Raw genomic sequence first — 23,638 nt, forward strand, 5'->3', positions numbered from 1 at the left:
GTCAAAACCTCGCAAGTCCGGTAAAGTCTTCGAGGTTGACGTGATCACGTCAGCGAGACGGGGCTATAGCTCAGGCGGTTAGAGCGCTTCACTGATAATGAAGAGGTCCCAGGTTCAAGTCCTGGTAGCCCCACCCCTTTCCCTCGCGGGGCCTTAGCTCAGCTGGTAGAGCGCCTGCTTTGCAAGCAGGATGTCAGGAGTTCGAATCTCCTAGGCTCCACATCGACGATAAGAGAAGCCGACCTTCGGGTCGGCTTCTCGCGTATCGGAGCCGCTCCGATCCCCCGCGGTGACGACGGCAGCGCCACATCGTACGTCGTACTCTGGACGCATGACGGCGGTGCGATTGAGCGGCGTGCGGCGGGTGTCCGCGGCGCGGGAGACGACCCGGTGAGCCGCCGGAAATCTCTGGTGAACACGGTCGCCGACGACCTGCTCGACCGCATCATCGCCGGAGAGCTCGGCCCCGGCGATCCGTTGCCCAGCGAGGCGGAGATCGGCGAGCAGTTCGATGTCAGCCGCGTCACGGTGCGCGAGGCCCTGCGGACGCTCTCGACGCGCGGCATCGTGCGGGTCGTCTCCGGCATCGGCTCGCGAGTGGCGCCGGTCGAGGCGTGGCGGTCGGTTCCGGATGCGTTGCGTTACCGCGCAGCCCATGGCGACGACGCGACCGTCTCGGAGCAGCTCATCTCCACACGACGGCTCATCGAATGCGAGGCCGCTGCGCTCGCGGCCCCCCTGATCTCAGACGCGGCGCTCGACGACTGCGAAGCCTGCATCGTAGCGATGGTCGAGGCGGCGCAGCGCTCCGACGTGGACGCGTTCGTCGCGTCCGACCTGCGGTTCCACAGCGTGATCCTCGAGGCCTCGGGCAACCTGTTCCTCGCGGTTCTGCTCGCGCCGCTGACGGAGGTGCTCGCCGACCGTCGCACCGAGACGTCGCGGGTGCCGGAGATCCAGCAGCACGCGATCGAGGAGCACCGGTCGATCGTCGGGGCGCTCCGCTCCCGCGACAGCGTGGCAGCCCGGGCCGCGATGGAGCACCACCTTCAGCAGACGCTCGACGACCTGCGGCACTTCGTCCTGCGCTGATCCTCGGGAGGCTCTTCTCCGGACTTGACGTGTACCTCCTGACTGCTGCATGCTGTCATACACCTGACAGCAAGGCGGCGGAGTGGCCGCTTTCTCGATGACGAGGAGTGAACGTGGCATCCATCGATCTGCACGCGCTGCCGCCGGCCGCCGAGCCCGACGTCGATGCCCTCGCGGCGCGCGTCGCCGACAGCGGGCGCGTGTTCGTCGTGCTCGACGACGATCCCACCGGCACCCAATCGGTCGCCGACCTTCCCGTTCTCGGAGCGTGGGACGTCGACGACTTCACCTGGGCCTTCGCATCGGGAGCGCCCGCCGTCTATGTGCTGACCAATTCGCGGAGTCTCGACCCGCAGACTGCCGAGCGGATCAACCGCGAGGTCGTGCGCAATGCCCGGGAAGCCGCGGCCGCGGTGGACCTGCGGGTCGACTTCGTCAGCCGCAGCGACTCCACGTTGCGCGGCCACTACCCGCTCGAGCCCGACGTCATCTCGTCGGAGATCGCGAACGCGGGCGGTTCCGCCGTCGCGAACGTTGTCATCGTCCCCGCCTTCCCGGATGCCGGCCGCATCACCGTCCACGGAATCCATGGCGTGCTCCACGGAGACCGGTTCACCCCCATCGGCGACACCGAGTTCGCGAAGGACTCGACCTTCGGGTTCGCCTCTTCGCGCCTGGCCGACTGGGTCGAGGAGAAGTCGCGCGGCCGCATCGAGGCGTCCGATGTCGTCGGAGTGGACATCGACGTCCTCCGGCGCGGTGCGGAAGCCGTCGCCGAGGTGCTCAGGTCGGCTCCGGTCGGCGCCCCCATCGTGGTCGACGCGGTCGTCGAAGAGGACCTCGTGCAGGTGGCGCTCGGACTCGAGATCGTCGAGGCGGAGGGGCGCGTGTTCGTCTACCGCGTCGGACCCCCGTTCCTGCGCGCCCGCATCGGACAGCGTCGTCGCGATCCTCTCGCCACCGATCAGATGAGCGCCGACGGCGCCACCCGTGGCGGCCTGATCGTGGTCGGCTCCCACGTCGGACTCACCAGCCGGCAGCTCGCCCATCTCACCACTCATCGCGATCTCGCGGCGGTCGTGGAGATCGACGTCCCCCGTCTGCTCGACGCCGCGACCGGGGCGCACGAGGTGGACCAGGCTGTCGCCGCCGTGTCCGAAGCGCTCGTGCACGGCGACGTCGTCCTGCACACCAGCCGCGCGCTCGTCCGGACGGATGATCCCGATGAGAGCCTGCGGATCTCGCGCCGCGTGTCCCAGGCCGTCGTCGACAGCGTGCACGCCGTCGCCGAACGACGCACTCCCCGCTTCGTCATCGCCAAGGGGGGAATCACCTCGAGCGACGTCGCCACGCGCGGTCTTGACATCCGCCGGGCCCACGTGAAGGGATCGTTGTTCCCGGGCATCGTCTCGGTCTGGGAAGCCGTCGACGGCCTCGCCGCCGGGATCCCCTACGTCGTCTTCGCGGGCAACGTCGGCGACGACACGTCGCTCACCGCGGCCGTCCAGCGACTGTCCGCCACCCCCTGACCGCGGCGTCCGACAGGCGCAGACCCCCTTCCCCCCACCCGCAGAGGAGCACCACCCATGACCGCCGTCCCCGCACCCACCGTCGCTGTCCTCGGACTCGGAGCGATGGGCCTCCCCATGGCCGCCCGCCTCGCCGAGACCTTGCCCGTGCGCGGGTTCGACATCGCCGGCGCACGTCTCGCGCTCGCGGAGAAGGAGGGTGTCATCCCCACGGCGTCGGCCCAGGATGCCGCCACCGGAGCCCAGGTCGTTCTCGTGGCCGTGCGCGACTCGGCGCAGCTCTCCGACCTGCTCTTCGGAGCCGCGGGGATCGCGGACGTGCTGAGCGCGGGAGCCGTCGTCGTTCTCACGAGCACCGTCGGCACCGACGGCGTGACCGAGGTGGCATCCGTCCTCGCCGAACGGGGCATCGGACTGGTCGACGCGCCACTCAGCGGAGGTCCCGTCCGTGCCCGAGAGGGCGATCTGCTCATCGTCGTTGGTGCGGCACCCGCCGACCTCGAGATCGCCCGACCGGTGCTCGACGCCCTCGCCTCGACCCTGACGGTCGTCGGCGAACGCGCCGGCGACGGGCAGGCGTTGAAGACCGTGAATCAGCTGCTGTGCGGCGTGCACATCGCCGCCGCGGCCGAGGCTCTCGCTCTCGCCGACCGCCTGGGTCTCGACCTCGAGCGCACCCTCGAGGCCCTGCAGGCCGGGGCCGCGGCATCCTTCATGCTGGGCAACCGCGGACCGCGGATGCTGCAGGCGTGGGACGACGAGGGCGCCGAGGTCCTCAGCCGTCTCGACATCTTCGTGAAGGACATGGGGATCGTCGGCGCCGCGGCCCGTCGCGCGGGACTGCCCGCACCGCTGGCCGCCGCCGCCGAACAGAGCTATCTCGTCGCGCAGACCCAGGGTCTGGGCGAGATCGACGACTCCGCCGTCATCCGCATCTCCGCCCCGACCCGTCGGTCCTGACACCTCCACCCGCCCACCCGCACCGTCAAGGGAGACCTCGCGAAATGAGCACGCCCGTCCTGTTGGCCATCGGAGTCGGAGGCATCCTCCTTCTCCTCCTCCTCATCATCAGACTCAAGCTGAACGCGTTCCTCGCGCTGCTGATCGTCAGCATCATCGTGGGTCTGGCGGCGGGACTGCCGCTGGCGACCGTGCCCGCGACGGAGGACACCCCCGAGAAGCTCGGTGTCGTGCCCGCCATCGTCGCGGGCCTCGGCAGCACCCTCGGCTCCATCGCCATCCTCATCACGCTCGGGGCGATGCTGGGCCGGATCATCGAACTGTCGGGCGGCGCGTCGAGCCTGGCGGGGCGCTTCACCGAGATCCTCGGACCGAAGCGCGTGGGCGCCGCGCTGACCGGTGCCGCCCTCGTGCTGGCCATCCCCGTGTTCTTCGACGTCGGATTCATCATCCTCGTCCCCATCGTCTACGGCTTCGCTCAGGCGGCGGGGCTGAAGCCTCTGCGGTTCGGTCTTCCCGTGGCGGGCATCATGCTCGCCGTCCACGTCTCGGTCCCGCCCCACCCTGGCGTCGTCGGCGGAGCCGCCCTCCTCGGCGCCGATATCGGGTGGCTCACCATCGTCGGCATCGTCATCGCCATCCCGTTGGCGTTCGTCAGCCACCTGCTGGCCAACCGTCTGACGCGCCGTGAGGTCGCCATGCTCGCCTCGACGAAGGAGATGTTCGAGCAGGCCGGGCGCAACGGCGTGCAGACGACCGTCACCGGTACGGTCACCTCCACGGTCGCGCCCCCGTCCGCGGGCATGGTGCTCACCCTCATCGTGACGCCCCTCGTCATGATCGGCATCGGCACGACGGCCGCGACGGTCCTGCCGTCGGGTGACCCCGTGCGCAACATCGCCCAGTTCATCGGAGCGCCCCTCTTCGCGCTGCTGGTCACCGTGCTGCTCGCGATCTACTTCCTCGGGGTCCGCCGTAAGTGGGGCCGGGACAAGATCAGCGACGTGCTCGAGTCGGCGCTGCCGCCGACGGCCGCGATCATCCTGGTCAGCGGCGCCGGCGGTGCGTTCGCGCGAGTGCTCACCGAGAGCGGCATCGGCTCGGCGCTGTCGAGCGTGCTCCTGCAGACCGGGTTGCCCGTCCTCGTCCTGGCGTTCGTGGTGTCGCTCGCCCTGCGCGCCGCGCAGGGATCGGCGACGGTCGCCATCCTGACCACCGCCGGTCTGCTCGCCGACACCGTCGCCGACGGGGGCTACTCGATGCTGCAGATCGTGGCGATCACCCTGGCGATCGCCTTCGGTGCGCTCGGTCTGTCGCACGTCAACGACTCGGGCTTCTGGGTGGTCACCCGCTACCTCGGCCTCAGCGTCGGAGACGGCCTGCGCACCTGGACCGTCCTGACCACCGTTCTCGGTCTGTGCGGCTTCGCCCTCGTCGGGGTGTTCTGGGGGATCGCCACCGCGGTGGGATGACCCCGGTCTGCACGCCCGCCCGCGTCCGCCCCCGAGCGGACCGGGCGGGCCTCGGCGTCACGCGACCTCGCGAGAGGACGGACATGGCTAGAGTCTGGTCATGGACATGCGGGTCGCCGCGTACGCCGTCATCACCGACGCCGACGACCGCGTGCTGCTCGCCCACTGGATCGACGGTCGGCGGGCGGCCTGGACGCTCCCCGGTGGCGGCCTCGAGCCGGGCGAGGATCCGGCCCACGCGGTCCGTCGGGAGGTACGCGAAGAGACCGGGTTCCGAGTGGTCGTCGGCGACCTCCTCGGCATCCATTCCCGCGTCATCCCGGCCGAGGCGCGTCTCGCCGACGGGGCGTCGGAACCCCTGCACGCGCTGAGGATCGTCTATCGCGCGCGAATCGTCGGCGGTCGCCTCCGGTTCGAGACGGACGGGTCGACGGATCGCGCGGCGTGGTTCACCCTCGCAGCGGCGCGGAAGGTGCGCCGGGTGCAGCTGGTCGACATCGCCTTCCGGATGGCCGACCTGCCGCGGCCCTGATCACCCCCGCTGCGGGCTCTCCGTGGTGATGTCGGCGACGACGGCACCGTACGCGGCGATCAGATCGTCGGCGTCGACGAACAGGCTGTAGCCGTGTGCGCCGGCTCCCATCGCGATCCGCTCGCCGACGATGCGTTCGTCGGCGAAGACCGGCCAGGCGGTGGTGCTGCCGATCGGCACGATCGTGCCGCGTTCGTAACCGGTCGCGGCGAGAGCGAGTTCGGGTTCGGGCAGCCGGAGTTTGTTCACGCCCACGACCGCGCGCAGCTTGGGCCATGAGATGGCACGGTCGCCGGGCACCAGGGCGAACAGGTAGGTGTCGTCGGAGCGCTTGACCACGAGCGTCTTCACGATGGCGGAGGGAGGGATGCCGAGGAGGCCCGCCGCCTCGACGAGACTCGAGGCCGCGGGGCGCTCGCGTACATCGACAGAGAGGCCGCGCTCGTGCGCGGCCTCTCTGACTCTGATGGTGGGATCGCTCACGCGTCCGGTGCGCGCAGCGGGTCGTCGGCCACCCACAGCTCGTCGTCGGCGCGCAGCGTCTGCCACGCGGCGTATGCCACGCCCGCCGCGGCCACGACGCCCAGGATGATGGCGATCACGCCACCGGCGCCGATGCCGTCGTGCTGCGAGGGGAGCTTCTTGGAAAGGCGCTTCGACGCCTGCTTCCCGTACTTCTCGGCACGCTTGGCGTACTTGTGGGCGTCGAGCTCGAAGCCCTTGCCCTTGGCGAGACGGTCACGGGTGTCGCCCGCCGCGTCCCAGACCGAGAGAGCACCGCCGACGACGGCTCCGGCGGCCGGGACGACCTTGTTGCTGAGGAAGCGGTTGCTGTACTTCACGCTCTTGTCGACGTACGGCGCGGCGTACTTGTTGTAGCCGTCCTGCACGGCGGGGACGAGGTCTTCGCGGCTGAAGCGACCGAGCTGGTGGCCGGCTTCACGAGCGACCTTCCCGCTCTCGCTCAGCAGCACCTGCTGCGACTCCCACACCTTGGCGGCGTGCTTCTGGAGCTTGCGCAGTTCCTTCTTGCTCTTGCGGCTGAGGCCCACGGCTCATCCTCCCTGTCGATGGGATGTACGTTGCCCTCATCTTGCCAGAACGGGCCGCCCGCGCCGCCGACCCTTGCAGATAACTCTGAGAGAATGTACCCATGGCCAACCACACCGCCGTCGCGACCCTGCACACCAACCACGGCGACATCGTCGTCAACCTCTTCGGTGACCACGCTCCGCGCACCGTCCGCAACTTCATCGGTCTGTCCGATGGGACGCAGGAATGGACCGACCCGGCCACCGGCGCCAAGGGCGAAGGTCCGCTCTACACGAACGTCATCTTCCACCGCATCATCCCCAACTTCATGATCCAGGGCGGCGACCCGCTCGGTCAGGGCATCGGCGGTCCGGGATACACCTTCAACGACGAGATCCACCCCGAGCTCGACTTCACCGCGCCGTACAAGCTCGCCATGGCCAACGCCGGACTGCGTCGCAACGCCATCACCGGTCAGCCCGAGGGCACGAACGGCTCGCAGTTCTTCATCACCACCGACCCGACGCCGTGGCTCCAGGGCAAGCACACCATCTTCGGCGAGGTCGCCGACGACGCGTCGAAAGCCGTCGTCGACGCCATCGCGGCGGTCCCCACGGGCGCGCAGGACCGACCGAAGGCAGACGTCGTGCTGCAGTCGGTCGACGTCGTCTCGGTCTGAGTCAGCGGACGGCGGCGGGTGTCCACCACCGAGGAGTTCCGTCGCAACAGCGACAACTTCTGCTACCGGCATCCTGACCGGCAGAGCTTCGTGCTGTGTCAGCGGTGCATGCGCACCGTCTGTCCGGAATGCCGGACGCCCGCCGCCGTCGGCGTGATCTGCCCCGAGTGCATGGCTCAGCAGCGCGCGTCTCAGACCCCCGCCCAGAAGAAGGCGCAGCGCCGCTGGGCGTCACGACCGATGTCGGTCGTCTCCTCCGACCGCCCGAAGATGACGCTGGGGATCATCGCCGTCACGGGCCTCGTCTACATCATCGGGCTGATCCCGGGCGTCGGTCCGCTGCTGTCGAACCTCCTCGCGTTCAACAGCTTCTACGTGCTGCCCCAGGCCGGTCTCATCCAGCCGTGGCGTCTCCTCACCGTCGCACTCGTGCACGACGGGTTCTTCCACGTCGGCTTGAACATGCTCGCGCTCTGGTTCATCGGGCGGAGCCTCGAGCCGCTGCTGGGACGCGCGCGATTCCTGATCCTCTACCTCATCGGGGCGCTCGGCGGCTCGGTGGCGGTCGCGCTGCTCGCTCCGGGCGTCTGGACCGTCGGCGCCTCGGGTGCCATCTTCGCGCTCTTCGGCGCCCTGCTCGTGATCGGCCGACACATCGGGGCCGACATCCGCGTCATCGCGATCCTGATCGGGATCAACTTCGCGTGGCCGTTCGTGCTGGCGGGGATCAACGCGATCGGGTCCGGGGACTTCGCCTCGTCGCTCGCCGCCGTCGGGATCTCGTGGCAGGCGCACCTGGGTGGCCTGGTGACCGGTGCCGCGATCGGGTTCGTCTACTCGCGGACGCGTGCGCCTCGGCAGCGCGGCCTGCAGACGGGGCTGCTGATCGGCGTGACCGTGGCTCTCATCGCGCTGCTGGCGATTCCCGCGGCGTTCTACTTCTGAGACTTATCCACAGCCTCATCCACAGGTGGGGATGAATTACACGGGTGTAAGTCAGCGCCACCGGGTCGTCATGAGGAAACCGACGAAGGCGATGCCGAAGCCGATGACGAGGTTCCAGGGACCGATCCCGGGGATGGGGAACTGGGAGTTGCTGAGGTAGAACACCAGCACCCAGACGAGGCCGATGAGCATCAGGCCGATCATGATGGGCAGGAACCACACCGGGTTCGGGGCGGATCCACCGTCGTTGCGTTCGGCGATGGGGTCTTCGCCTTTGCCAGTTCGAGCCATGCGGCACAGTCTAATGCTCAGGTGCCTGCGAACCCACGGAACTAGACTCGCCTCGTGCACCCCGACACGCAGCCGCAGACGCGCCGGAGCAGGAGACGCACGAGCGCGCCCCGGCGCGGGCTCTCGGTGATCGGCGTGATCGGAGATCTGCTCGTCACCGCGGGAGTGGTCGTTCTGCTCTTCGTCGTCTGGCAGCTGTGGATCGGCGATGTCATCATCGGGTCCCAGTTCAAGAACGAAGCCCGCGACATCACCGACTCGTGGGCGGCAGACCCTCCCGCGCCGGCCCCGAACATCACGCCGACGCCGGGGCTGCCCCCCACCGCCGATCCGCCGGAGATGGCGCAGCCCGACGATGCGCAGATCTTCGGCGTCGTCCGCATCCCTCGTCTGGGCTCCGACTACCAATTCCGGCTCGCGGGTGGGGTGAGCGCCGGACGCACCCTCGACCCCATCGGTCTCGGCCACTACCCCGACACCGCCATGCCCGGCCAGGTCGGCAACTTCGCGATCGCCGGACACCGGGGCAGTCACGGTGCGCCCTTCGCGGATCTGCCGTCTCTGCACATCGGCGACGCCATCGTGGTGGAGACCGAGACGGGCTGGTACACCTACCGCTATCGGAACCTCGAGTACGTGCGTCCCGACGCCGTCGACGTGCTCCTCCCCTTCCCGCAGAACACCGAGATCCAGGCCACGGACCGCATCATCACGATGACCACCTGCAGCCCGCGGTACGGCTTCTCCGAGCGCGCCATCGCGTACGGCGTCTTCGAGTCGTACACCCCCCGCACCGACGCGGGACCGCCCCTGTCCCTCACCTCTGGAGCCGCCTGATGTACGGAGCCCTGTGGCGCATCCTCCCGGGCCCGTGGTGGGTGCGGCTGCTGATCGTCCTCGTGCTGCTCGCGGCCGTGCTCTACGGCCTGTTCTTCTACGTCTTCCCGTGGGTCAGCGACATGGTCTACCCGCAGGAGGTCACGGTCGAGTGAGACCCCGGCGCGTCGTCGTCGTCGACAATCGCGACAGCTTCGTCCACACGCTCGCGGGCTATCTGCGCGACCTCGGTGCCGAGACGATCCTGGTCTCCGCGGACGATCCGGGTCTGCGCGGTCGCATCCGTCGCGATGCCGATGCGGTGCTCGTCTCGCCCGGGCCGGGGCATCCCACCGAGGCGGGTCAGTCCGTGTCGGTGGTCATCGACGCCGCCAGCCGCGGCATCCCTCTCCTCGGGGTGTGTCTCGGCCATCAGGCCATCGCCGTCGCGTTCGGTGCGCGGGTGGGTCACGCCCCGGAGCTGCTGCACGGGATCACCAGCGTCATCCGCCACGAGGGCACCGGTGTCTTCGCCGACGTGCCGGACGGCTTCGCGGCGACGCGCTACCACTCGTTGGCGGTCGAACCGCCCTCACTGCCCCCGGAACTCGAGGTCACCGCGCGCACCGACGGCGGCGTGATCATGGGTCTTCGGCACCGGTCGGCGCCGATCGAGGGAGTGCAGTTCCACCCGGAGAGCGTCCTCACCGAGGGAGGGCACGTCCTTCTCGGCCGCTGGCTGGAGGATTCCGGCTTGAGCGGCGCGGCGGAGCGCGCCGCGGGCCTGAGTCCGCGCGGACTCAGGAGCCCGAGCAGACCGTCAGCGTGATCTCGCTGTGGACGGGGACCTCGCCGGGAGCGAGCGACTGACCGCTCACCGTCTGCGGGCTCGTCGCGCGGCATCCGGTGTCTTCCTGGGTGATCACGGTCAACTGCTTCGCGTCGGACTCCAGCTCGCGCTTGGCGGCGTCGAGGGTGTAGCCCGTGTAGTTGACGATGACGACCTGACCGCTGGCGACGACGAGGTTGACGACCGTCCCCTTCGCGACCTGGGAGCCGCTCTCTTCGCTCGCCGACATCACGGTGCCGGCCGCCAGGGCAGGGTCGGTCGTGCGGCGGATGGAGCCCACCGACAGTCCGGCCGCTTCGAGCGCGGAGCGCGCCTCGGACTCCGAGATGCCGTCCAGTGTCGGGACGGTGGCGGTGTCGGGACCGGTGGAGACGTAGACGGTGACCTGCTGACCGGATGCCACAGTGGTGCCGGCATCGGGGGTGGTGCGCGTGACGTTGCCCGCGGCGATCTTCTCGTCGGGCTCGTTGACCCGGCTCGCGGTGAGCTGCTGAGCCTCGAGCGTCTCGACGGCCCGGTCGTACGACATGTCGACCACGTTCGGGACCGTGAACGAGGTCGTGGGCACGTCGTCGTTCGGCTGGATCTGCATGACCCAGATCAGCACCGCCACGAGCAGCACGGCCAGCACGGTCACTCCGGCCCAGATCCAGGCGACCGGAGGGCCGGGCTGGGTGCGACGCATGGTCGTGTCGGTGCTCAACTGACGCAGCGATCGCGCCGTCTCGGCCGCCTGACGCGGGTTCGGTCCGTAGAGCTCGTTCGACAGGGCCGACATCTGGCGCTTCGTCGGCGCCTTCCCGTCGGCGGTCTCGTCGAGGGCCTCGCGGAAGCCCGCGGCATCCTGGGGTCGCTGGAAGGGATCCTTCGCGAGCGCGCGCAGCACGATGGCATCCAGGGCCCGCGGGATCGTCTCGACGACCTCGCTGGGCGGAACCGGAGCCTCGCTGACGTGCTGGTACGCGACGGCCACCGGTGTCTCGCCGCGGAACGGAGGACGCCCGGTGAGCAGCTCGTAGAGCACCACGCCGGTCGAGTAGAGGTCGGCACGGGCGTCGACCGATTCGCCCTTGGCCTGCTCCGGGGAGAAGTAGGCGGCGGTCCCGACGATCGCCGTCGTCTCGGCGACGGTCGACGACGAGTCGGACACGGCGCGCGCGATGCCGAAGTCCATGACCTTCACGCGTCCGGCGTCGGTGATCATCACGTTGCCGGGCTTGATGTCGCGGTGCACCACGCCCGCGCGGTGCGAGTACTCGAGCGCCTCGAGGATGCCGTCCACGTACCTCAGGGCGTCGTCGACGGGCACGGAGCCCTCGGCGATGATCTCCTTGAGCAGGCGGCCGTGCACGAGCTCCATCACGATGTACGGGACGGGACGTTCCACCCCGTCGATCCCGACCTCGACGTCTTCGCCGGCGTCGAAGACGCGCACGATCGTGGGATGCGCCATGCGGGACGCGGCCTGCGCCTCGAGGCGGAAACGCGTGCGGAAGGCGGCGTCGCCGGCGAGGTCGGCCTTGAGGATCTTGATGGCCACCGTGCGACCGAGCGTCTGGTCGTAACCGCGATAGACGCTCGCCATGCCGCCGCGACCGATGAGGTCGTCGACGCGGTAGCGCCCGGACAGGACGCGCGTCTCAGTGGTCACGAAAAAACTCCCGGGGAGGGTGGATCGAAGCTCAGGGCTTGGTGGCGGCGCCGTTGCCCGTCGGAGACGGGTTCGGCGTGCTGCCGCCGGTGATCGAGGCGGAGGCCTCGCCCGACGGGCCGGCGGTGCGGTCGGTTCCCGAGCAGCTCACGGTGTAGGTCACGCGCAGGGTCTGACCGGCGGAGTTGCTCACCTTGAGCTGCGCGTTGCGCTCGTCGGGCGAGAACGATGCCGTCGACTGACCGTTCGTGTCGAACGTTCCGTTGGTGGCGGTGAAGTTGTACGAGGTGACGCTGCCCGTGCCCGCGGGGCACGAGTACTGCTGCCACGACACCTGGATGTCGCTGCCCGCGCTGACGGAGGTGCCCGGCAGGGTGGGCGTTCCGGGCTGCTGCAGGGGCGTCTCTTCGCCGTAGACGGTCACCGTGATGTTGGTGCCCTCGGGATTACGGCCCGTGGGGTCGACGATGTAGACGCGCCCGATCTGGTCGGCGTTCTCGGCGGCGGTTCCGGTCGCGCAGGTCGCGCCCAGCATCGCTTCGCTGAGGATGCCGCGGGCTTCATCGCAGGTCTTGCCGATGAGGTCGAGGGCGTCGACGTCGACCAGTTGTGCGGTCTGGGTCGGCGTCGGGGTGTTCGACGGCGACGCGGGGGCACTGGGAGTGGCCGAGCTGGGCGCGGCGCTCGTCGGCACCGCGTCGGGCTCGCCCTGGTTGGACAGCAGGGTGAAGAGTGTGCCGCCGAGCACCAGCAGGAGCAGCACGATCAGCGCCACCAGGGGCCACGTCCACGGGCTGCGCTTCTTCTTCTGCGGGGCGGCGTCTTCTTCGGTGTGCTGCTCCGTGAGGAGGGATGCCGCGCCCGCGCCCAGGCCCGCTGCGCCGGCGGAGGGAAGGAGCCGCGTGGTGGCGGAGGTCTGACCCGACGTGAGCAACTGGGTCGCGTCGTCGGCGACGGCCGCACCGGCCGCGATGGCGGGAACGGCGGCCGCGGCGGCGGCGAGGTCGCCCCGGCGCAGGGCCGCGGCGGCACGCGAGACGGCCGCGGACGAGGCCGGGCGGTCCTCGGGCTTCTTGGCGATCATCGCCATGACGAGGTTCTGCACCGGGACCGCGACGGTCGGCGGCAGCGGTGCAGGCTGCTCGTTGATCTGCGCCATGGCGATCGCGACCTGCGACTCACCGGTGAACGGGCGCTTGCCGGCGAGGCACTCGTACGCGACGATGCCCAGCGAGTAGGTGTCGGTCGCGGGGGAGGCGGGGTGCCCCGACGCCTGCTCGGGCGAGAGGTACTGGACCGTTCCCATGACCTGGCCGGTCGCCGTGAGCGGCACCTGGTCGGCGATGCGGGCGATGCCGAAGTCGGTGATCTTGACGCGGCCGTCGGGCGTGATGAGCAGGTTGCCGGGCTTGATGTCGCGGTGCACGAGCCCCGCGGCGTGGGCGGCCTGCAGGGCGGCCGCGGTCTGCGCGACGATGTCGAGGGTCTTGTCGGTCGACAGCGAGCCCTCGCGCTCGAGGATCGTGGACAGGGCCTCGCCGGGGACGAGCTCCATCACGAGGAAGGCGCTGCCGTCTTCTTCGCCGTAGTCGAAGACGCTCGCGATGCCCTCGTGGTTGACGAGTGCCGCGTGCCGGGCCTCGGCGCGGAAGCGCTCGAGGAAGCCCGGGTCGCCCATGTACTCGTCTTTGAGGATCTTGATCGCGACGGTCCGTCCGATGACGTGGTCGGTCGCTTCCCAGACCTCGCCCATGCCGCCGATCGCGATCCGCGAATCGAGCTCGTACCGCCCGCCGAAGGTCACACCCTGTGTCGGTCTCATTTACCCAGCACCGCCTCCATGACCTTCTTCGCTATCGGGGCGGCGATCTCGTTGCCGCTCCCGCTCTGCCCCTGGCCTCCACCGTTTTCGACGACCACGGCGACGGCGACCTGGGGGTCGTCCGCCGGAGCGAAGCCGGTGAACCAGAGAGTGTAGGGGCGGGAATCGTTCTCCGCGGTGCCGGTCTTACCCGCCACCTGGACCCCGTCTATTCTTGCATTCGATGCCGCGCCGTCCTGGACGTTCGCCGTCATCATGGCGACCATCTGCGCGGCGACGTCGGGCTCGATCGCCCGTCCGAACTCGCTGTTGCTGCCCTCGTCGGTGACCGACAGGTTGGGTTCGATGACGCGGTCGACCATGCGGGGGTTCATCACCACGCCGTCGTTCGCGATCCCGGCCGAGACCATCGCCATCTGCAGCGGCGTCGCCCGGACGTCGCCCTGGCCGAAGCCGCTGAGCGCGGTCTGCGGGGCGTTCGGGCTCGCGGGGTACGTGGATGCCGTGGACTGCAGCGGCATCGTGAACTGCGCGTTGAAGCCGTACTTCTCGGCCTCCGCGCGGATCGCATCGTCGCCCAGTTCCACCGCGAGCTCGGCGAACGGGATGTTGCAGCTCAGGCGGAGGGCCGTGGCGATCGTGACGGTGTCGCCGCCGCCGCAGGTTCCGCCGCCGGCGTTGCTGACGACGTTCGTCGACTGGGGCAGCGTGTAGGCCGCGAGGTTCGGGAAGGCCGAGTCGGGCGTGTACTTGCCGGAGGCGAGGGCGGCCGAGGCGACGACGAGCTTGAAGGTGGACCCCGGCGGGTTGAGGTTGCCCGCGATCGCGCGGTTGTCGAGCGGCTTCGCGCTGTCGGCCACGAGCTGGTCGTACGCCGAGTTCACGGCATCCGTGTCGTGCGAGGCGAGGACGTTCGTGTCGTAGCTCGGCTTCGACACCATGGCGAGGATGCGGCCCGTGGAGGGCTCGATGGCCACGACGGCGCCCTGGAGGTCGCCGAGGGCGTCCCAGGCGGCCTTCTGGACGTTCGCGTCCAACGAGAGCTCGACGTTCGATCCGCGCGGGGCCTGCCCGGTGATCGCGCGGTCGATGCGCGAGAAGAACTGGTTCGAGTCCGAGCCGCTGAGCACGCTGTTCTCGGCGGATTCGATCTGGGTCTTCGCGTCGAGCACGGGGTTCATGTAGCCGGTCACCGGCGCCCACATCTCGGCATCCGTGTACTGACGCTGCCAGCTGTAGACGTCGTCGGACGGGACGGACTGCGCGATCGGGGTGCCGCTGACGATGATCGATCCGCGCTGGATCTCGTAGGAGTCGTAGAGCGCACGCGTGTTGCCCTGCGTATTGGTCAGCGCGTTCGCCTGCACGACCTGGATGACACTGGTCGAGGCGAACAGGGCGAGGAACATCGCCAGCATGACGATGCTGAGGCGTCGGAGTTCTTTGGTCACGGTGCCTCCTCGAGTCGGGCGGCTGCGGGGGTGCGGCGCATCAGCCGATCACCACCCGCGGCCGGGAGCGGACGGCGTCGGAGATGCGCAGGAGGAACGCCACGATGATCCAGTTCGCGATCAGCGAGGATCCACCGGCGGCGAGGAACGGGGTCGTGAGTCCGGTCAGCGGGATCACGCGGGTGACGCCGCCGACCATGATGAATACCTGCAGGGCGATGGTGAACGAGAAGCCGGTGGCGAGGAGCTTGCCGAAGTCGTCCTGACCCGCTAGGCCGACGCGGATGCCGCGGCTCGTGAAGACCATGTAGAGGGCGAGGATGGCGAAGATCCCGACGAGGCCCAGCTCCTCTCCGAGGCTCGGGATGATGTAGTCGCTCTGCGACAGCGGCGTGATGTACGGCCGGCCCTGGCCAAGTCCGGTGCCGAACAGTCCGCCGTGCGACAGGCCGAAGATGCCCTGGACGAGCTGGTAGCTCCCGCCGTCGCGGTCGATGACGTCCTGGTCGAACGCGTTCAGCCAGTTCGCGAAACGGCCCTGCACGTAGGGCAGCACACGGGATGCCAGGAACGCGCCGCTCGCGACGAGCACGAGGCCGATGAAGACCCAGCTCGTCTTGCCCGTCGCGGCGTAGAGCATCGCGACGAACATGCCGAAGATCAGCAGACCCGTTCCGAGGTCGCGCTGCAGCACGATGATTCCAAGCGAGACCAGCCAGATGATGAGCACCGGGCCGAGCTCGCGGGCGCGCGGCCAGGTCATGAACAGGAACCGCGTGCCGGTGGAGGTGAGGCTCTCGCGCGTGCGCACGAGGTATCCGGCGAAGAAGATCGCCAGGCAGATCTTGGCCAGCTCGCCGGGCTGGAACGACACGAATCCGAGCGAGACCCAGACGTCGGCGTTCTGATCCGTTCCGAGCCCCGGCACGAAGGGCAGGAGCAGCAGCAGGATGCCGACCAGACCCGACAGGTACGTGTAGCGGAACAGCACGCGGTAGTTGCGGACGAAGATCAGCACGGCCACGGCGCAGACCATCGCGATGGCCGCCCACGCGATCTGGCGGTGGCCGGTGGCATCCCATCCACTGCTCTGATCGGCGAGGTCGATGCGGTAGATCATGGCGATGCCGAGACCGGTCAGGACCGTGGCGATGGGGAGCACGAACGGGTCGGCGTCGCGCACGCGCAGGCGCAGCACGACGTGCATGACGAGACCCAGCACCGCGGGGACCGCCGCGAGCATGAGGAAGCCCGTGTCGACGGTTCCCGTCACGCCGAGCTGGACGAGCGCGATGGCGGAGCCGTAGACGGCGATCGCGAAGACGAGCAGGCCCAGCTCGCGGTTGCGCTGCGTGGCCGGGACGCGGATCTTCTTGAGCGCGCGCATGACGGCCGTGTCGGTGGACACGGCGTCGGCGGAGCGCGTCTGCTTCTGGTCGGTCATCCGCTTCCCTCCGCCGCCGGCCGCAGGCGATCGACGATCAGCTCGGCATCCGAGAGCGAGCGGGCCGAGATCGTGGCCTCGACGGTCTGCCGGTCGAAGTCCGACAGATCGGCGAGCACGATGTTGGTGTCTTCGTAGACGGTCGACAGCGAGATCGGACCGATGGACTGCTGGATGCCGCGGTAGATGACCACCGAGTCGTCGTCGGCTCCGACGTAGTAGCGCGTCTGCGTCCAGTTGTACCCGGCGAACAGGGCGAGACCGATCCCCGCGAGGACGACCAGCAGCGCCGCGAGCCAGCCGAACCGGCGGCGCCGCGCGCGACGGCGGTCTTCTTCGATGAGCTCCTCGAGGAACTCCGCGGCCGGTTCGAAGTGCGTGGGCTCGTTCGCGACCTGGCGGGCGTGGTGCAGCCAGTTCGGACGGCTGGGCCGCGCCGCCGGGACCACGACGCCGCTCGGGTTGGATGCGGAGCCGACGATCGCCGGGGTGCCGATGAAGACGGGGTGCTGGCCGCCCACGTCGACGAGCACCACGGTGACGTTGTCGGGCGCGCCGCCGTCGAGCGCCTGCTTCAGCAGGGCGTCGGCCGTGCGCGCCGGGGGCATGCCGAGCCCGAGCGTCTTCGCGGTGTGGGTGTCGTCGACGACTCCGGACAGGCCGTCGGAGCACAGCAGCCATCGATCGCCGTCCTGCGTCGGCATGATGAAGCTGTCGACCTCGGGATCGGGATCCATGTCGCCGAGCACGCGCATCAGCACCGAGCGGCGGGGGTGATACCGCGCTTCCTCGGGCGTGATGCGACCCGAGTCGACCAGGCGCTGCACGAACGTGTGATCGGCCGTGATCTGCGTGAGCGTGTCGTCACGGTACAGGTAGATGCGCGAGTCGCCGATGTGGCCGATCACCGCGTAGTCGTCGACCATCACCAGGGCGCTCACCGTGGTGCCCATGCCGGCGAGTTCTGGGCGCCGCGCGACGGTGTCGATCAACTCTGCGGCGGTGTCGGCGAGGGCGTCGCGGATCGCGTGCTCGGCCTGGGCGGGGGTGGAGTAGGGCTGGTCGAGCTCGGTCAGCCGTTGAATCGCCAGGCTCGAGGCGACGTCGCCTCCCGCGTGACCGCCCATGCCGTCGGCGACCACGAAGAGGTTGGACCCGGCGTAACCGGAGTCCTGGTTGTTGGAGCGCACCTTGCCCGTGTGGGAGATGGCGGCACTCGAGCCCTGGAAGACCATGGAGGTGGTTTACGTCCTCAACTCGAACGTGGTGGCGCCGACCTTGATCGGCGCCCCCACCTTGACCTGCACGGGGGCCGCGACGCGTACGCCGTCGTGGGTGGTCCCGTTGGTGGAGTCGAGGTCCTGCAGCATCCACTGGTCGCCCCAGAGCACCAGTCGCGCGTGGTGGCTCGAGGTGTAGTCGTCGCGGATCACGAGTCCCGACTCGCTCGAGCGGCCGATGGTCAGGGGCTCGGTGCCCAGGGGCAGCTCGAGACCGGCCTTGGGGCCGCTCGTGATGACGATGCGCGAGACCACCGAGGTGGTCGCGAGACCGCCGATCGGGGCAGGTGCGGGCGGCGCGGCCGGTCGCTTGACCTGCGTGGTGACGGCGTCGGGAGACGCGGTCGGCGCCGCGGCGGCGGGAGCGGGGGATGCCGCCGGCTCGGGGAGTTTGCGCACCTTGACGCCGAAGAGGTCGGCGCGCAGCGAGTAGACGACGCCGAACACGAAGAACCACAGCAGGACGAGGAAGCCGCCCTGCAGCAGAAGGAGAGTCAACTGACTCATGAGAGGGGTCCCCGTTCCCGGACGTCGAACATGCGCGTGGCGTCGGACGCCTGGGGGCGCCGCGGCGGCTGAGCCTGAGCGACCACACGGAACACGATATTGGTGCGACCGATCGAGATCGTCGAATCGGGGGGCAGCGCGGCCTCGGAGACCTTCCGACCGTTCAGGGTGGTGCCGTTCGTCGAGCCGAGGTCGCGCACCATGGCGCGCTCGCCGTCCCACAGGATCTCGACGTGCTTGCGGCTGGTCCCGGCGTCGGGGATGGTGATGTCGGCGTCGCTGCCGCGACCGATCACCGTGCGGGAACTCGTGAGCGGGTGGCGCGTGCCGTCGATGTCGACGACCCCGCGCCAGGCGACGCGCCCCTCCGTCGTCTGCGAATCGACGCGCAGTGTGCCGGTCGACAGGGATGCGTCGCGCTCGATCGTGATCGCGACGGGACCGGCGAAGGAGTACCCCTGCGTGCGGGCGTGCTTCTTGACGAGCGTGTCGAGCTCAGTGAGGAGCGTGGAGCCGAGAGCGCTCATCTTCTCGTCGTCGGCGGGGGAGAGGCGCACCGTGAACGCGTTCGGGGTGAGGATGCGCTCACGCGTGACGACCACGGCCTTCTTGTCGAGCTCGCTGCGCAGGGCCGAGGCGATCTCCACCGGCTGGATGCCACTGCGGAAGGTCTTCGCGAACGCACCATTGACGGCGCGTTCGAGACCTTTCTCGAAACTGTCGAGTAGTCCCACGAGACTCCTTCGGGCAGGCAGACCAGTAGGCACATCGTAGCCAGGGCGGCTGGACAGGTCATGGAAGCGGCCCCCGACCCCCGCGTTTCGTCGCGTGGTCGTGGCCGTGATATTCTCGGGAAGTTGAGTTCGTGGCATCCGTGCCGTGACTCGCGCGAGTGGCGGAATAGGTAGACGCGCTGGCTTCAGGTGCCAGTGCCCGCAAGGGCGTGGGGGTTCAAGTCCCCCCTCGCGCACGAATGGAAAATGGTCTCTGATCAGGAGTTTTATACTCCGGGTCGGGGGCCATTTTCGTTGGAAGTGCTAGAAAAAGTGCTAAGCCTCTGGATGATGTGCCCCGTGCGGGGCCTTGCAACCTCCGGGGATGACTCTCGGCTGCCCGGCGCGGCCTGAGAAGATAGGGGCATGACCGAGGCAGCAACCCGAGCGATCGAGATGGCCGATGCAGGTGAAGTGTTGACTCTGCAGCGGGCCGCTTACGCGACCGAGGCGCAGTTGTACGGCGACCCGTTTCTGCCTCCACTTGTCCAGTCGCTTGAAGAGCTTCGAGACGAACTCACGAGCAGTGACGGACTGGTCGGGGTTGCGAGCGGTCGGATTGTGGCGTCTGTGCGGTGGGTGGTCGACAGCGATGTCGTGCGTATCGGCCGGTTGATCGTCGCGCCCGACCAGCAACGTCAGGGGTGGGGCACCCGGCTGCTGAACCTTGCTGAGCGTGAGGCCGGTGCGAGGACTGCGGAACTGTTCACCGGGCATCTGAGCGAGGGGAACATCCGTCTCTACCAGCGTGAGGGGTATGTCGAGTCTCGCCGCGAGAGGATCAACGACGATCTTGAGTTCGTCTATCTGACGAAACCGCTCCGGTAGCTCTGGGGTCACGTTCCTCGGAGATGGTTGGCGAAGCGGTCTACGGCCGACCTCTGCATGGTCGGGGTGACGTGGGAGTAGATGTTCATCGTCGTGGTGATCGTTGAGTGCCCCAAGCGCTCTTGCACGACTTTGGGGTGCTCGCCGAGTTCGAGTAGCAGGGTCGCGTGGGTGTGACGGAGCCCTTTGATGGTGACGCGGTTCATGGTGTCGTACTTCTTGGTGAGCCAGTTCATGCGGCGATCCCAGCGGCTGGTCATCGCGTCGGGTGAGCGGAGCTTGCCGTCGTCGTCTCCGAAGATGTAGGCGTCGGCCTTGGCGAGGGTGAACGAGAGTTCTGCGCGGGCGACCTTGTAGGAGGCGAGCACTTTCAGGGTGTCTTCGTCCACGTCGATCACGCGGGCGTTGCCGGTCTTCGTGGTCTTGGTCTTCGTCCAGTCGTCGGTATCGACCGCGCGGCGGATGCTGACCCGCATCGTCTTGGTGTTGAGGTCGCTCCATTTCAGGGCGAGGGCTTCGCTTCTGCGCATGCCCGTGTAGGCGATGAGGCGCCACAGCGGGAACAGTTCGTCTTCTCGCTCGTCGCGGTTCCAGGTGAGGAACAGGGTGAGCTGGTCGGCGCTCCAGGTGACGATCTCGGGTTTCTGCGCCCGTACCTCGCTCGTGGTCGGCGGCTTGACGGTGCGCTTCTTCTTTGCCGGGTTCACGGTCAGGTGTCCGTCGTCTATCGCGGCGTCGAGGATCGCTCCGAGCACGACATGCACCTTGTGAACCGAGTTCGCAGAGAGGGGTTTGCCCTTGCCGTAGGTGTCTTTACGGCCGGACTTCTCCAAGTCGCGGTAGTGGCGGGCTATCCTGGTGGCGGTGAGCTTGTCGAGCCGGATCGTGCCGAGCTGGGGCTTGATGTGGTTGCGGATGATCTTCTTGTAGCCCTTGATCGTGGACGCCGCGAGCTTCAACCCTGCCGCCCACTCGTCGGCGTATACACCCACGGTCGGCACCTTGTTCCCGAACTTCTCGTTCTGCTTGCGCTGCTTCAACGCCTCCTGCAAGGCATCGTTCGCCTCGTCGGTGCTCGTGAACCCGGAACGGGTGAGACGGCGCGATCCCATCTCGGGATACTCGGGGTCTTTGAGCACGTAGATCTGGAACCGCCACCGCTTGCCCTTGTCCGTCTGGTATTCCTGGATTGAGCCGGGCTGCCGGGAACGAGATCGACGCTGCTTCTTCTCACCCCCGTCGCCCTGCTCCGGCGCGGACGGCTTCTTAATGGTCATGACAAGCTGCTCCTCGCGGTCGTCGTGCCGGGCTGGTGGGTGTCGGCGTAGTTGTCGATGTAGTCGGCGGCGTTGAACACGCGCCCCTCCGGGTCGAGTTGCACGCCGCGCTCCCGGATGATCCGTGCGCGGGCTTTCGCGGCGTCAAGCCGTTCTTGGTAGGCGGCGATGGTCTTGGGGTGCGCGCTGGGCCTCTCCGGGTCATCCTTGCTCGGGGCGGTCATGCCCGCGAGGGTGGTTTCGAGGTGGTGGATACGGTCGGTGCAGATCACCCATTCCTGCTGCCAGTAGTTGAACAGCCCCTCATCGGTGAGCACGAGTTCGCCGCGCATCCACCGGTCGATCTCCTCCGGCTCGAACTCCTCGGGCACCCCGGTGAGCGTCGTCTGCCCCTCGGGTGGTGTGAGGAGGGCGGCGGGGGTGGTGCGCAGCAGGTACGCGATGACGGTGAGGTCGTCCACGTCTACCCGGCGATCCCCGGCCTCCAGTTTGCTGATCCCCGACGGGGAGAGCTTGCGGCCCGCGGCGGCGATCCCGTCGGAAAGCGTGCGCAAGTCCATGCCGATCGCCTGCCTGGCGGCGCGGATGTTGTTCGCGACGTGCGTGTTCGTGAGTCCTGCGGGGTTGCCCCGCACCCGTTCTGTTTCCATACAAGAAATCTACACTGCGATACTTGACAGCGCAAGACCCGTGGATCTATTCTGGTGGGCACCTTCTCGCGCGTGGATTGGAACGGATGGTGTGATGATGCGGCAGAGCACTCTCGATATGGAAGACCTGCGCAAGCGGCGCAGCCTGGTCATCACCCGCAAGGAAGCCGCCGAAGCGCTCGGCGTCGATCCGCGCACGATCACCACGAGCATCAACGAGGGTACGATCCCGTCGGTGAGGCTTGGCCGTCGGGTCGTGATCCCGCGCGAGAAGTTCCTCGCCCTGTTCGCCGACGACACCCCGGGCCGCGAGTCCTGAACGCCCCCCGGGTGCGGGTGTGCCGATTCGGCACCGCCGTGCCCTGGGCACGGTCAGGGTGCCGCGGTAGACTAAGAGTTCAGGAACGGAGGAACAGCCGATGAGCCAGACCATCCTGACTGCCCCTGCCCCGCAGGCCCGGCCGGACTACACGGGAATCTCCGATGCCATGCTCTACGACATCGCCCGCCACAACGCCTCGGTACTGTCCGCAGGACTGCTGAACCTGGCCCGCAACGCCAAGGACGATGAGGACCGTGGCCACTGGGTTGCCAGGCGTCGCCTCGTAAAGCAGCAGGCGCGCGTGCTGAACCCGGAGGATCGGGCCGAGATCATCGCGCAGAACGAGGTGTGGCGACTCGAGAACCTCGCCCTCCCCGCCGCTGCATGACCGAAACGGTCGGCAGCAGTGCCTGGTTGCGCCGGGTCTTCGAGGAGGAGGCCCGGGATGACCTGTTCGCAGGTCACGCCCCGCAAGAGCAGCCGGTGCTCGTGCTCCTGGGTGGGCAGCCCGCAGCGGGCAAGACCCGCGCCCAGCACGCGATCCTCGCCGAGCACGTCGCGGATGATCTGGTCGAGATCACGGGAGACGACCTCCGCGAGTACCATCCCGACTTTCGGCGGCTCGCGACCCGGGCCCCGTTCGAGATGCCCGCGGCGACCGCTCCCGTCTCCGGCGGCCTGGTGAAGCTCGCTCTGGATCACGCCCTGGAGCGGCGGTACTCGGTGTTGTTGGAAGGCACCTTCCGCGACCCGGGCATGGTCACCGGCACCGCGACCCGGTTCGCGGAAGCCGGATACCGGGTCGAAGTCGTCGCCGTCGCGACCCCGGCTCCGGTGTCGCGGCTGTCGGCCGAGATGCGATCTCTCGGCGACGGCCCGAACGAGCCCGGCCGCTGGACACCGCCCGAAGCACACGAAACCGCCCTCGCCGGGTCGGCCGGGGTGCTCTCCGCTCTTGAAGCGCTCCCGCACATCGCGCGAGTGCGGGTGTTCTCCCGCGAAGCCCAGCTTTTCGACAACCAACGGGATGCCGCCGGGGAATGGGAACGGGAGCCGGCCGCCGCGCACACCCTCCGGCACGAGCAGCAGCGCCCGCTGCCACCCGGCACGGCCGCTCAGTGGTTGAAGGACTACTCATCCGTCTACGCGCGAGCGAAACGCAGACCGGGCTACCTCGGCGCGCAGACTGTCCCGACGTATGCTCGCCTGCAAGACGATGCGGCGCAGATGCTCCGTATCCTCTCCGGCCGGGCGATGGCACCGGAGTTCCTGCTCCACGAGCATCAGCGCCGCCAGCTCGATCTGGAACATCGCCTCCCTTCCGGCACGTTCCCGCCGAGGCCACCCCGCGACCTCGGACAACCGACTACGGGCGAGCGTCACGGTGTCGACCGGCGCGGCCCGAGCCTCGGCAGATGAGGGAACGCGCCCGCAG

General features: G+C 68.7%; 26 protein-coding genes and 3 tRNA genes. 17 read left to right on the plus strand and 12 right to left on the minus strand.

All coding sequences use genetic code 11. The features are described from left to right. Window positions 1-59 precede the first annotated feature (59 nt). The 7 genes from AB1K56_RS13480 to AB1K56_RS13510 all read left to right on the plus strand — a co-directional run bounded on the left by AB1K56_RS13480 (window position 60) and on the right by AB1K56_RS13510 (window position 5,585). Window positions 60-133, plus strand: a tRNA-Ile gene (locus AB1K56_RS13480). Window positions 134-147: 14 nt separating this feature from the next. Then, window positions 148-220 (plus strand) — tRNA-Ala (locus tag AB1K56_RS13485). Window positions 221-411: 191 nt separating this feature from the next. Beyond that, window positions 412-1,092 carry a FadR/GntR family transcriptional regulator gene (locus AB1K56_RS13490; protein ID WP_371206067.1) on the plus strand — a complete coding sequence of 227 codons (681 nt, stop codon included), beginning with the start codon at window positions 412-414 and terminating at the stop codon, window positions 1,090-1,092. Between the two features lie 113 nt (window positions 1,093-1,205). Then, a complete protein-coding gene (locus AB1K56_RS13495; protein ID WP_371206068.1) occupies window positions 1,206-2,621 on the plus strand; it encodes a four-carbon acid sugar kinase family protein in 1,416 nt (471 codons plus the stop codon). Window positions 2,622-2,678: 57 nt separating this feature from the next. After that, the gene (locus tag AB1K56_RS13500; protein ID WP_371206069.1) at window positions 2,679-3,581 is read left to right on the plus strand and encodes an NAD(P)-dependent oxidoreductase; all 903 of its coding nucleotides are present in this window, start codon (window positions 2,679-2,681) and stop codon (window positions 3,579-3,581) included. Window positions 3,582-3,625: 44 nt separating this feature from the next. After that, the gene (locus tag AB1K56_RS13505; RefSeq protein ID WP_371206070.1) at window positions 3,626-5,053 is read left to right on the plus strand and encodes a GntP family transporter; all 1,428 of its coding nucleotides are present in this window, start codon (window positions 3,626-3,628) and stop codon (window positions 5,051-5,053) included. A gap of 100 nt (window positions 5,054-5,153) precedes the next feature. After that, window positions 5,154-5,585, plus strand: a complete 432-nt coding sequence (locus AB1K56_RS13510; protein WP_136586369.1) for an NUDIX hydrolase — start codon at window positions 5,154-5,156, stop codon at window positions 5,583-5,585. On the opposite strand, the gene AB1K56_RS13515 is transcribed toward AB1K56_RS13510, so the two are convergent. Then, window positions 5,586-6,068, minus strand: a complete 483-nt coding sequence (locus AB1K56_RS13515) for an aminoacyl-tRNA deacylase (protein WP_371206071.1) — start codon at window positions 6,066-6,068, stop codon at window positions 5,586-5,588. It abuts the gene before it with no gap. Beyond that, entirely contained in the window at window positions 6,065-6,637 is a 573-nt protein-coding gene (locus tag AB1K56_RS13520; protein WP_371206072.1) for a DNA helicase, read from the minus strand. The genes AB1K56_RS13515 and AB1K56_RS13520 overlap by 4 nt, the downstream gene beginning before the upstream one ends. A gap of 101 nt (window positions 6,638-6,738) precedes the next feature. On the opposite strand from AB1K56_RS13520, the gene AB1K56_RS13525 reads away from it, so the two are divergent. Together AB1K56_RS13525 and AB1K56_RS13530 are read left to right on the plus strand one after the other, a co-directional pair. After that, complete coding sequence (locus AB1K56_RS13525) at window positions 6,739-7,296, plus strand: peptidylprolyl isomerase (RefSeq protein ID WP_136586366.1); 558 nt, start codon at window positions 6,739-6,741, stop codon at window positions 7,294-7,296. Window positions 7,297-7,314: 18 nt separating this feature from the next. Continuing rightward, on the plus strand, window positions 7,315-8,241 hold the full coding sequence (locus AB1K56_RS13530) for a rhomboid family intramembrane serine protease (protein ID WP_371206073.1): 927 nt from the start codon (window positions 7,315-7,317) through the stop codon (window positions 8,239-8,241). 51 nt (window positions 8,242-8,292) lie between these two features. Here the strand turns inward: AB1K56_RS13530 and AB1K56_RS13535 are convergent, their stop codons facing one another. Further along, on the minus strand, window positions 8,293-8,532 hold the full coding sequence (locus tag AB1K56_RS13535; protein ID WP_076673116.1) for a cell division protein CrgA: 240 nt from the start codon (window positions 8,530-8,532) through the stop codon (window positions 8,293-8,295). A gap of 54 nt (window positions 8,533-8,586) precedes the next feature. Between AB1K56_RS13535 and AB1K56_RS13540 the strand changes: the two genes are divergently transcribed. From AB1K56_RS13540 to AB1K56_RS13550, 3 genes are read left to right on the plus strand one after another with little or no spacing between them, the layout of a single operon-like run. Next, the gene (locus AB1K56_RS13540) at window positions 8,587-9,369 is read left to right on the plus strand and encodes a class E sortase (protein WP_371206074.1); all 783 of its coding nucleotides are present in this window, start codon (window positions 8,587-8,589) and stop codon (window positions 9,367-9,369) included. Further along, a complete protein-coding gene (locus AB1K56_RS13545) occupies window positions 9,369-9,524 on the plus strand; it encodes a hypothetical protein (protein WP_371206075.1) in 156 nt (51 codons plus the stop codon). The genes AB1K56_RS13540 and AB1K56_RS13545 overlap by 1 nt, the downstream gene beginning before the upstream one ends. Then, on the plus strand, window positions 9,521-10,177 hold the full coding sequence (locus tag AB1K56_RS13550; protein WP_371206076.1) for an aminodeoxychorismate/anthranilate synthase component II: 657 nt from the start codon (window positions 9,521-9,523) through the stop codon (window positions 10,175-10,177). Before AB1K56_RS13545 ends, AB1K56_RS13550 begins: the two co-directional genes overlap by 4 nt. Here the strand turns inward: AB1K56_RS13550 and pknB are convergent. The 7 genes from pknB to AB1K56_RS13585 are packed head-to-tail and all read right to left on the minus strand — an operon-like array spanning window position 10,149 to window position 19,087. After that, the gene (gene pknB, locus AB1K56_RS13555) at window positions 10,149-11,849 is read right to left on the minus strand and encodes a Stk1 family PASTA domain-containing Ser/Thr kinase (protein WP_371206077.1); all 1,701 of its coding nucleotides are present in this window, start codon (window positions 11,847-11,849) and stop codon (window positions 10,149-10,151) included. The two genes, AB1K56_RS13550 and pknB, sit on opposite strands and share 29 nt — an antisense overlap. Before the next feature lie 31 nt (window positions 11,850-11,880). Beyond that, window positions 11,881-13,671, minus strand: a complete 1,791-nt coding sequence (locus AB1K56_RS13560) for a serine/threonine-protein kinase (RefSeq protein WP_371206078.1) — start codon at window positions 13,669-13,671, stop codon at window positions 11,881-11,883. Further along, window positions 13,668-15,122, minus strand: coding sequence for a penicillin-binding protein 2 (locus tag AB1K56_RS13565; protein ID WP_264629585.1), 1,455 nt, complete (start codon window positions 15,120-15,122; stop codon window positions 13,668-13,670). Before AB1K56_RS13565 ends, AB1K56_RS13560 begins: the two co-directional genes overlap by 4 nt. 40 nt (window positions 15,123-15,162) lie before the next feature. Beyond that, on the minus strand, window positions 15,163-16,566 hold the full coding sequence (locus tag AB1K56_RS13570) for an FtsW/RodA/SpoVE family cell cycle protein (protein WP_371206079.1): 1,404 nt from the start codon (window positions 16,564-16,566) through the stop codon (window positions 15,163-15,165). Further along, the gene (locus tag AB1K56_RS13575) at window positions 16,563-17,801 is read right to left on the minus strand and encodes a PP2C family serine/threonine-protein phosphatase (protein WP_371206080.1); all 1,239 of its coding nucleotides are present in this window, start codon (window positions 17,799-17,801) and stop codon (window positions 16,563-16,565) included. Before AB1K56_RS13575 ends, AB1K56_RS13570 begins: the two co-directional genes overlap by 4 nt. A gap of 9 nt (window positions 17,802-17,810) precedes the next feature. Beyond that, a complete protein-coding gene (locus AB1K56_RS13580; protein ID WP_371206081.1) occupies window positions 17,811-18,353 on the minus strand; it encodes an FHA domain-containing protein in 543 nt (180 codons plus the stop codon). After that, on the minus strand, window positions 18,350-19,087 hold the full coding sequence (locus AB1K56_RS13585) for an FhaA domain-containing protein (protein ID WP_371206082.1): 738 nt from the start codon (window positions 19,085-19,087) through the stop codon (window positions 18,350-18,352). The genes AB1K56_RS13580 and AB1K56_RS13585 overlap by 4 nt, the downstream gene beginning before the upstream one ends. Before the next feature lie 152 nt (window positions 19,088-19,239). Between AB1K56_RS13585 and AB1K56_RS13590 the strand changes: the two genes are divergently transcribed. Together AB1K56_RS13590 and AB1K56_RS13595 are read left to right on the plus strand one after the other, a co-directional pair. Beyond that, window positions 19,240-19,323 (plus strand) — tRNA-Leu (locus tag AB1K56_RS13590). 169 nt (window positions 19,324-19,492) lie between these two features. Then, on the plus strand, window positions 19,493-19,954 hold the full coding sequence (locus tag AB1K56_RS13595; RefSeq protein WP_046747995.1) for a GNAT family N-acetyltransferase: 462 nt from the start codon (window positions 19,493-19,495) through the stop codon (window positions 19,952-19,954). Window positions 19,955-19,962: 8 nt separating this feature from the next. Here the strand turns inward: AB1K56_RS13595 and AB1K56_RS13600 are convergent, their stop codons facing one another. Both AB1K56_RS13600 and AB1K56_RS13605 read right to left on the minus strand, forming a co-directional pair. Then, window positions 19,963-21,231, minus strand: a complete 1,269-nt coding sequence (locus AB1K56_RS13600) for a tyrosine-type recombinase/integrase (RefSeq protein ID WP_067118064.1) — start codon at window positions 21,229-21,231, stop codon at window positions 19,963-19,965. Beyond that, window positions 21,228-21,881 carry a helix-turn-helix domain-containing protein gene (locus AB1K56_RS13605; protein ID WP_270410866.1) on the minus strand — a complete coding sequence of 218 codons (654 nt, stop codon included), beginning with the start codon at window positions 21,879-21,881 and terminating at the stop codon, window positions 21,228-21,230. The genes AB1K56_RS13600 and AB1K56_RS13605 overlap by 4 nt, the downstream gene beginning before the upstream one ends. Before the next feature lie 97 nt (window positions 21,882-21,978). On the opposite strand from AB1K56_RS13605, the gene AB1K56_RS13610 reads away from it, so the two are divergent. The 3 genes from AB1K56_RS13610 (at window position 21,979) to AB1K56_RS13620 (ending at window position 23,622) form a co-directional block, all read left to right on the plus strand. Then, complete coding sequence (locus tag AB1K56_RS13610; RefSeq protein ID WP_046748178.1) at window positions 21,979-22,200, plus strand: helix-turn-helix domain-containing protein; 222 nt, start codon at window positions 21,979-21,981, stop codon at window positions 22,198-22,200. Window positions 22,201-22,300: 100 nt separating this feature from the next. After that, entirely contained in the window at window positions 22,301-22,591 is a 291-nt protein-coding gene (locus AB1K56_RS13615) for a hypothetical protein (protein ID WP_046747997.1), read from the plus strand. Next, complete coding sequence (locus AB1K56_RS13620) at window positions 22,588-23,622, plus strand: zeta toxin family protein (RefSeq protein WP_046747998.1); 1,035 nt, start codon at window positions 22,588-22,590, stop codon at window positions 23,620-23,622. Before AB1K56_RS13615 ends, AB1K56_RS13620 begins: the two co-directional genes overlap by 4 nt. Window positions 23,623-23,638 lie beyond the last annotated feature (16 nt).

The sequence above is a fragment of the Microbacterium sp. BWR-S6Y genome (assembly GCF_041379845.1).
Lineage (GTDB): Bacteria > Actinomycetota > Actinomycetes > Actinomycetales > Microbacteriaceae > Microbacterium > Microbacterium hydrothermale.

What these genes read in the sequence shown, in the direction of transcription:
- AB1K56_RS13595 (WP_046747995.1), top strand. Translation starts at nt 19,493, where the DNA reads ATGACCGAGGCAGCAACCCGAGCGATCGAGATGGCCGATGCAGGTGAA.
- AB1K56_RS13545 (WP_371206075.1), top strand. Translation starts at nt 9,369, where the DNA reads ATGTACGGAGCCCTGTGGCGCATCCTCCCGGGCCCGTGGTGGGTGCGG.
- AB1K56_RS13620 (WP_046747998.1), top strand. Translation starts at nt 22,588, where the DNA reads ATGACCGAAACGGTCGGCAGCAGTGCCTGGTTGCGCCGGGTCTTCGAG.
- AB1K56_RS13535 (WP_076673116.1), bottom strand. Translation starts at nt 8,532, where the DNA reads ATGGCTCGAACTGGCAAAGGCGAAGACCCCATCGCCGAACGCAACGAC.
- AB1K56_RS13500 (WP_371206069.1), top strand. Translation starts at nt 2,679, where the DNA reads ATGACCGCCGTCCCCGCACCCACCGTCGCTGTCCTCGGACTCGGAGCG.
- AB1K56_RS13610 (WP_046748178.1), top strand. Translation starts at nt 21,979, where the DNA reads ATGCGGCAGAGCACTCTCGATATGGAAGACCTGCGCAAGCGGCGCAGC.
- AB1K56_RS13510 (WP_136586369.1), top strand. Translation starts at nt 5,154, where the DNA reads ATGGACATGCGGGTCGCCGCGTACGCCGTCATCACCGACGCCGACGAC.
- AB1K56_RS13560 (WP_371206078.1), bottom strand. Translation starts at nt 13,671, where the DNA reads ATGAGACCGACACAGGGTGTGACCTTCGGCGGGCGGTACGAGCTCGAT.
- AB1K56_RS13575 (WP_371206080.1), bottom strand. Translation starts at nt 17,801, where the DNA reads ATGGTCTTCCAGGGCTCGAGTGCCGCCATCTCCCACACGGGCAAGGTG.
- AB1K56_RS13570 (WP_371206079.1), bottom strand. Translation starts at nt 16,566, where the DNA reads ATGACCGACCAGAAGCAGACGCGCTCCGCCGACGCCGTGTCCACCGAC.
- AB1K56_RS13525 (WP_136586366.1), top strand. Translation starts at nt 6,739, where the DNA reads ATGGCCAACCACACCGCCGTCGCGACCCTGCACACCAACCACGGCGAC.
- AB1K56_RS13580 (WP_371206081.1), bottom strand. Translation starts at nt 18,353, where the DNA reads ATGAGTCAGTTGACTCTCCTTCTGCTGCAGGGCGGCTTCCTCGTCCTG.
- AB1K56_RS13615 (WP_046747997.1), top strand. Translation starts at nt 22,301, where the DNA reads ATGAGCCAGACCATCCTGACTGCCCCTGCCCCGCAGGCCCGGCCGGAC.
- AB1K56_RS13605 (WP_270410866.1), bottom strand. Translation starts at nt 21,881, where the DNA reads ATGGAAACAGAACGGGTGCGGGGCAACCCCGCAGGACTCACGAACACG.
- AB1K56_RS13600 (WP_067118064.1), bottom strand. Translation starts at nt 21,231, where the DNA reads ATGACCATTAAGAAGCCGTCCGCGCCGGAGCAGGGCGACGGGGGTGAG.
- AB1K56_RS13505 (WP_371206070.1), top strand. Translation starts at nt 3,626, where the DNA reads ATGAGCACGCCCGTCCTGTTGGCCATCGGAGTCGGAGGCATCCTCCTT.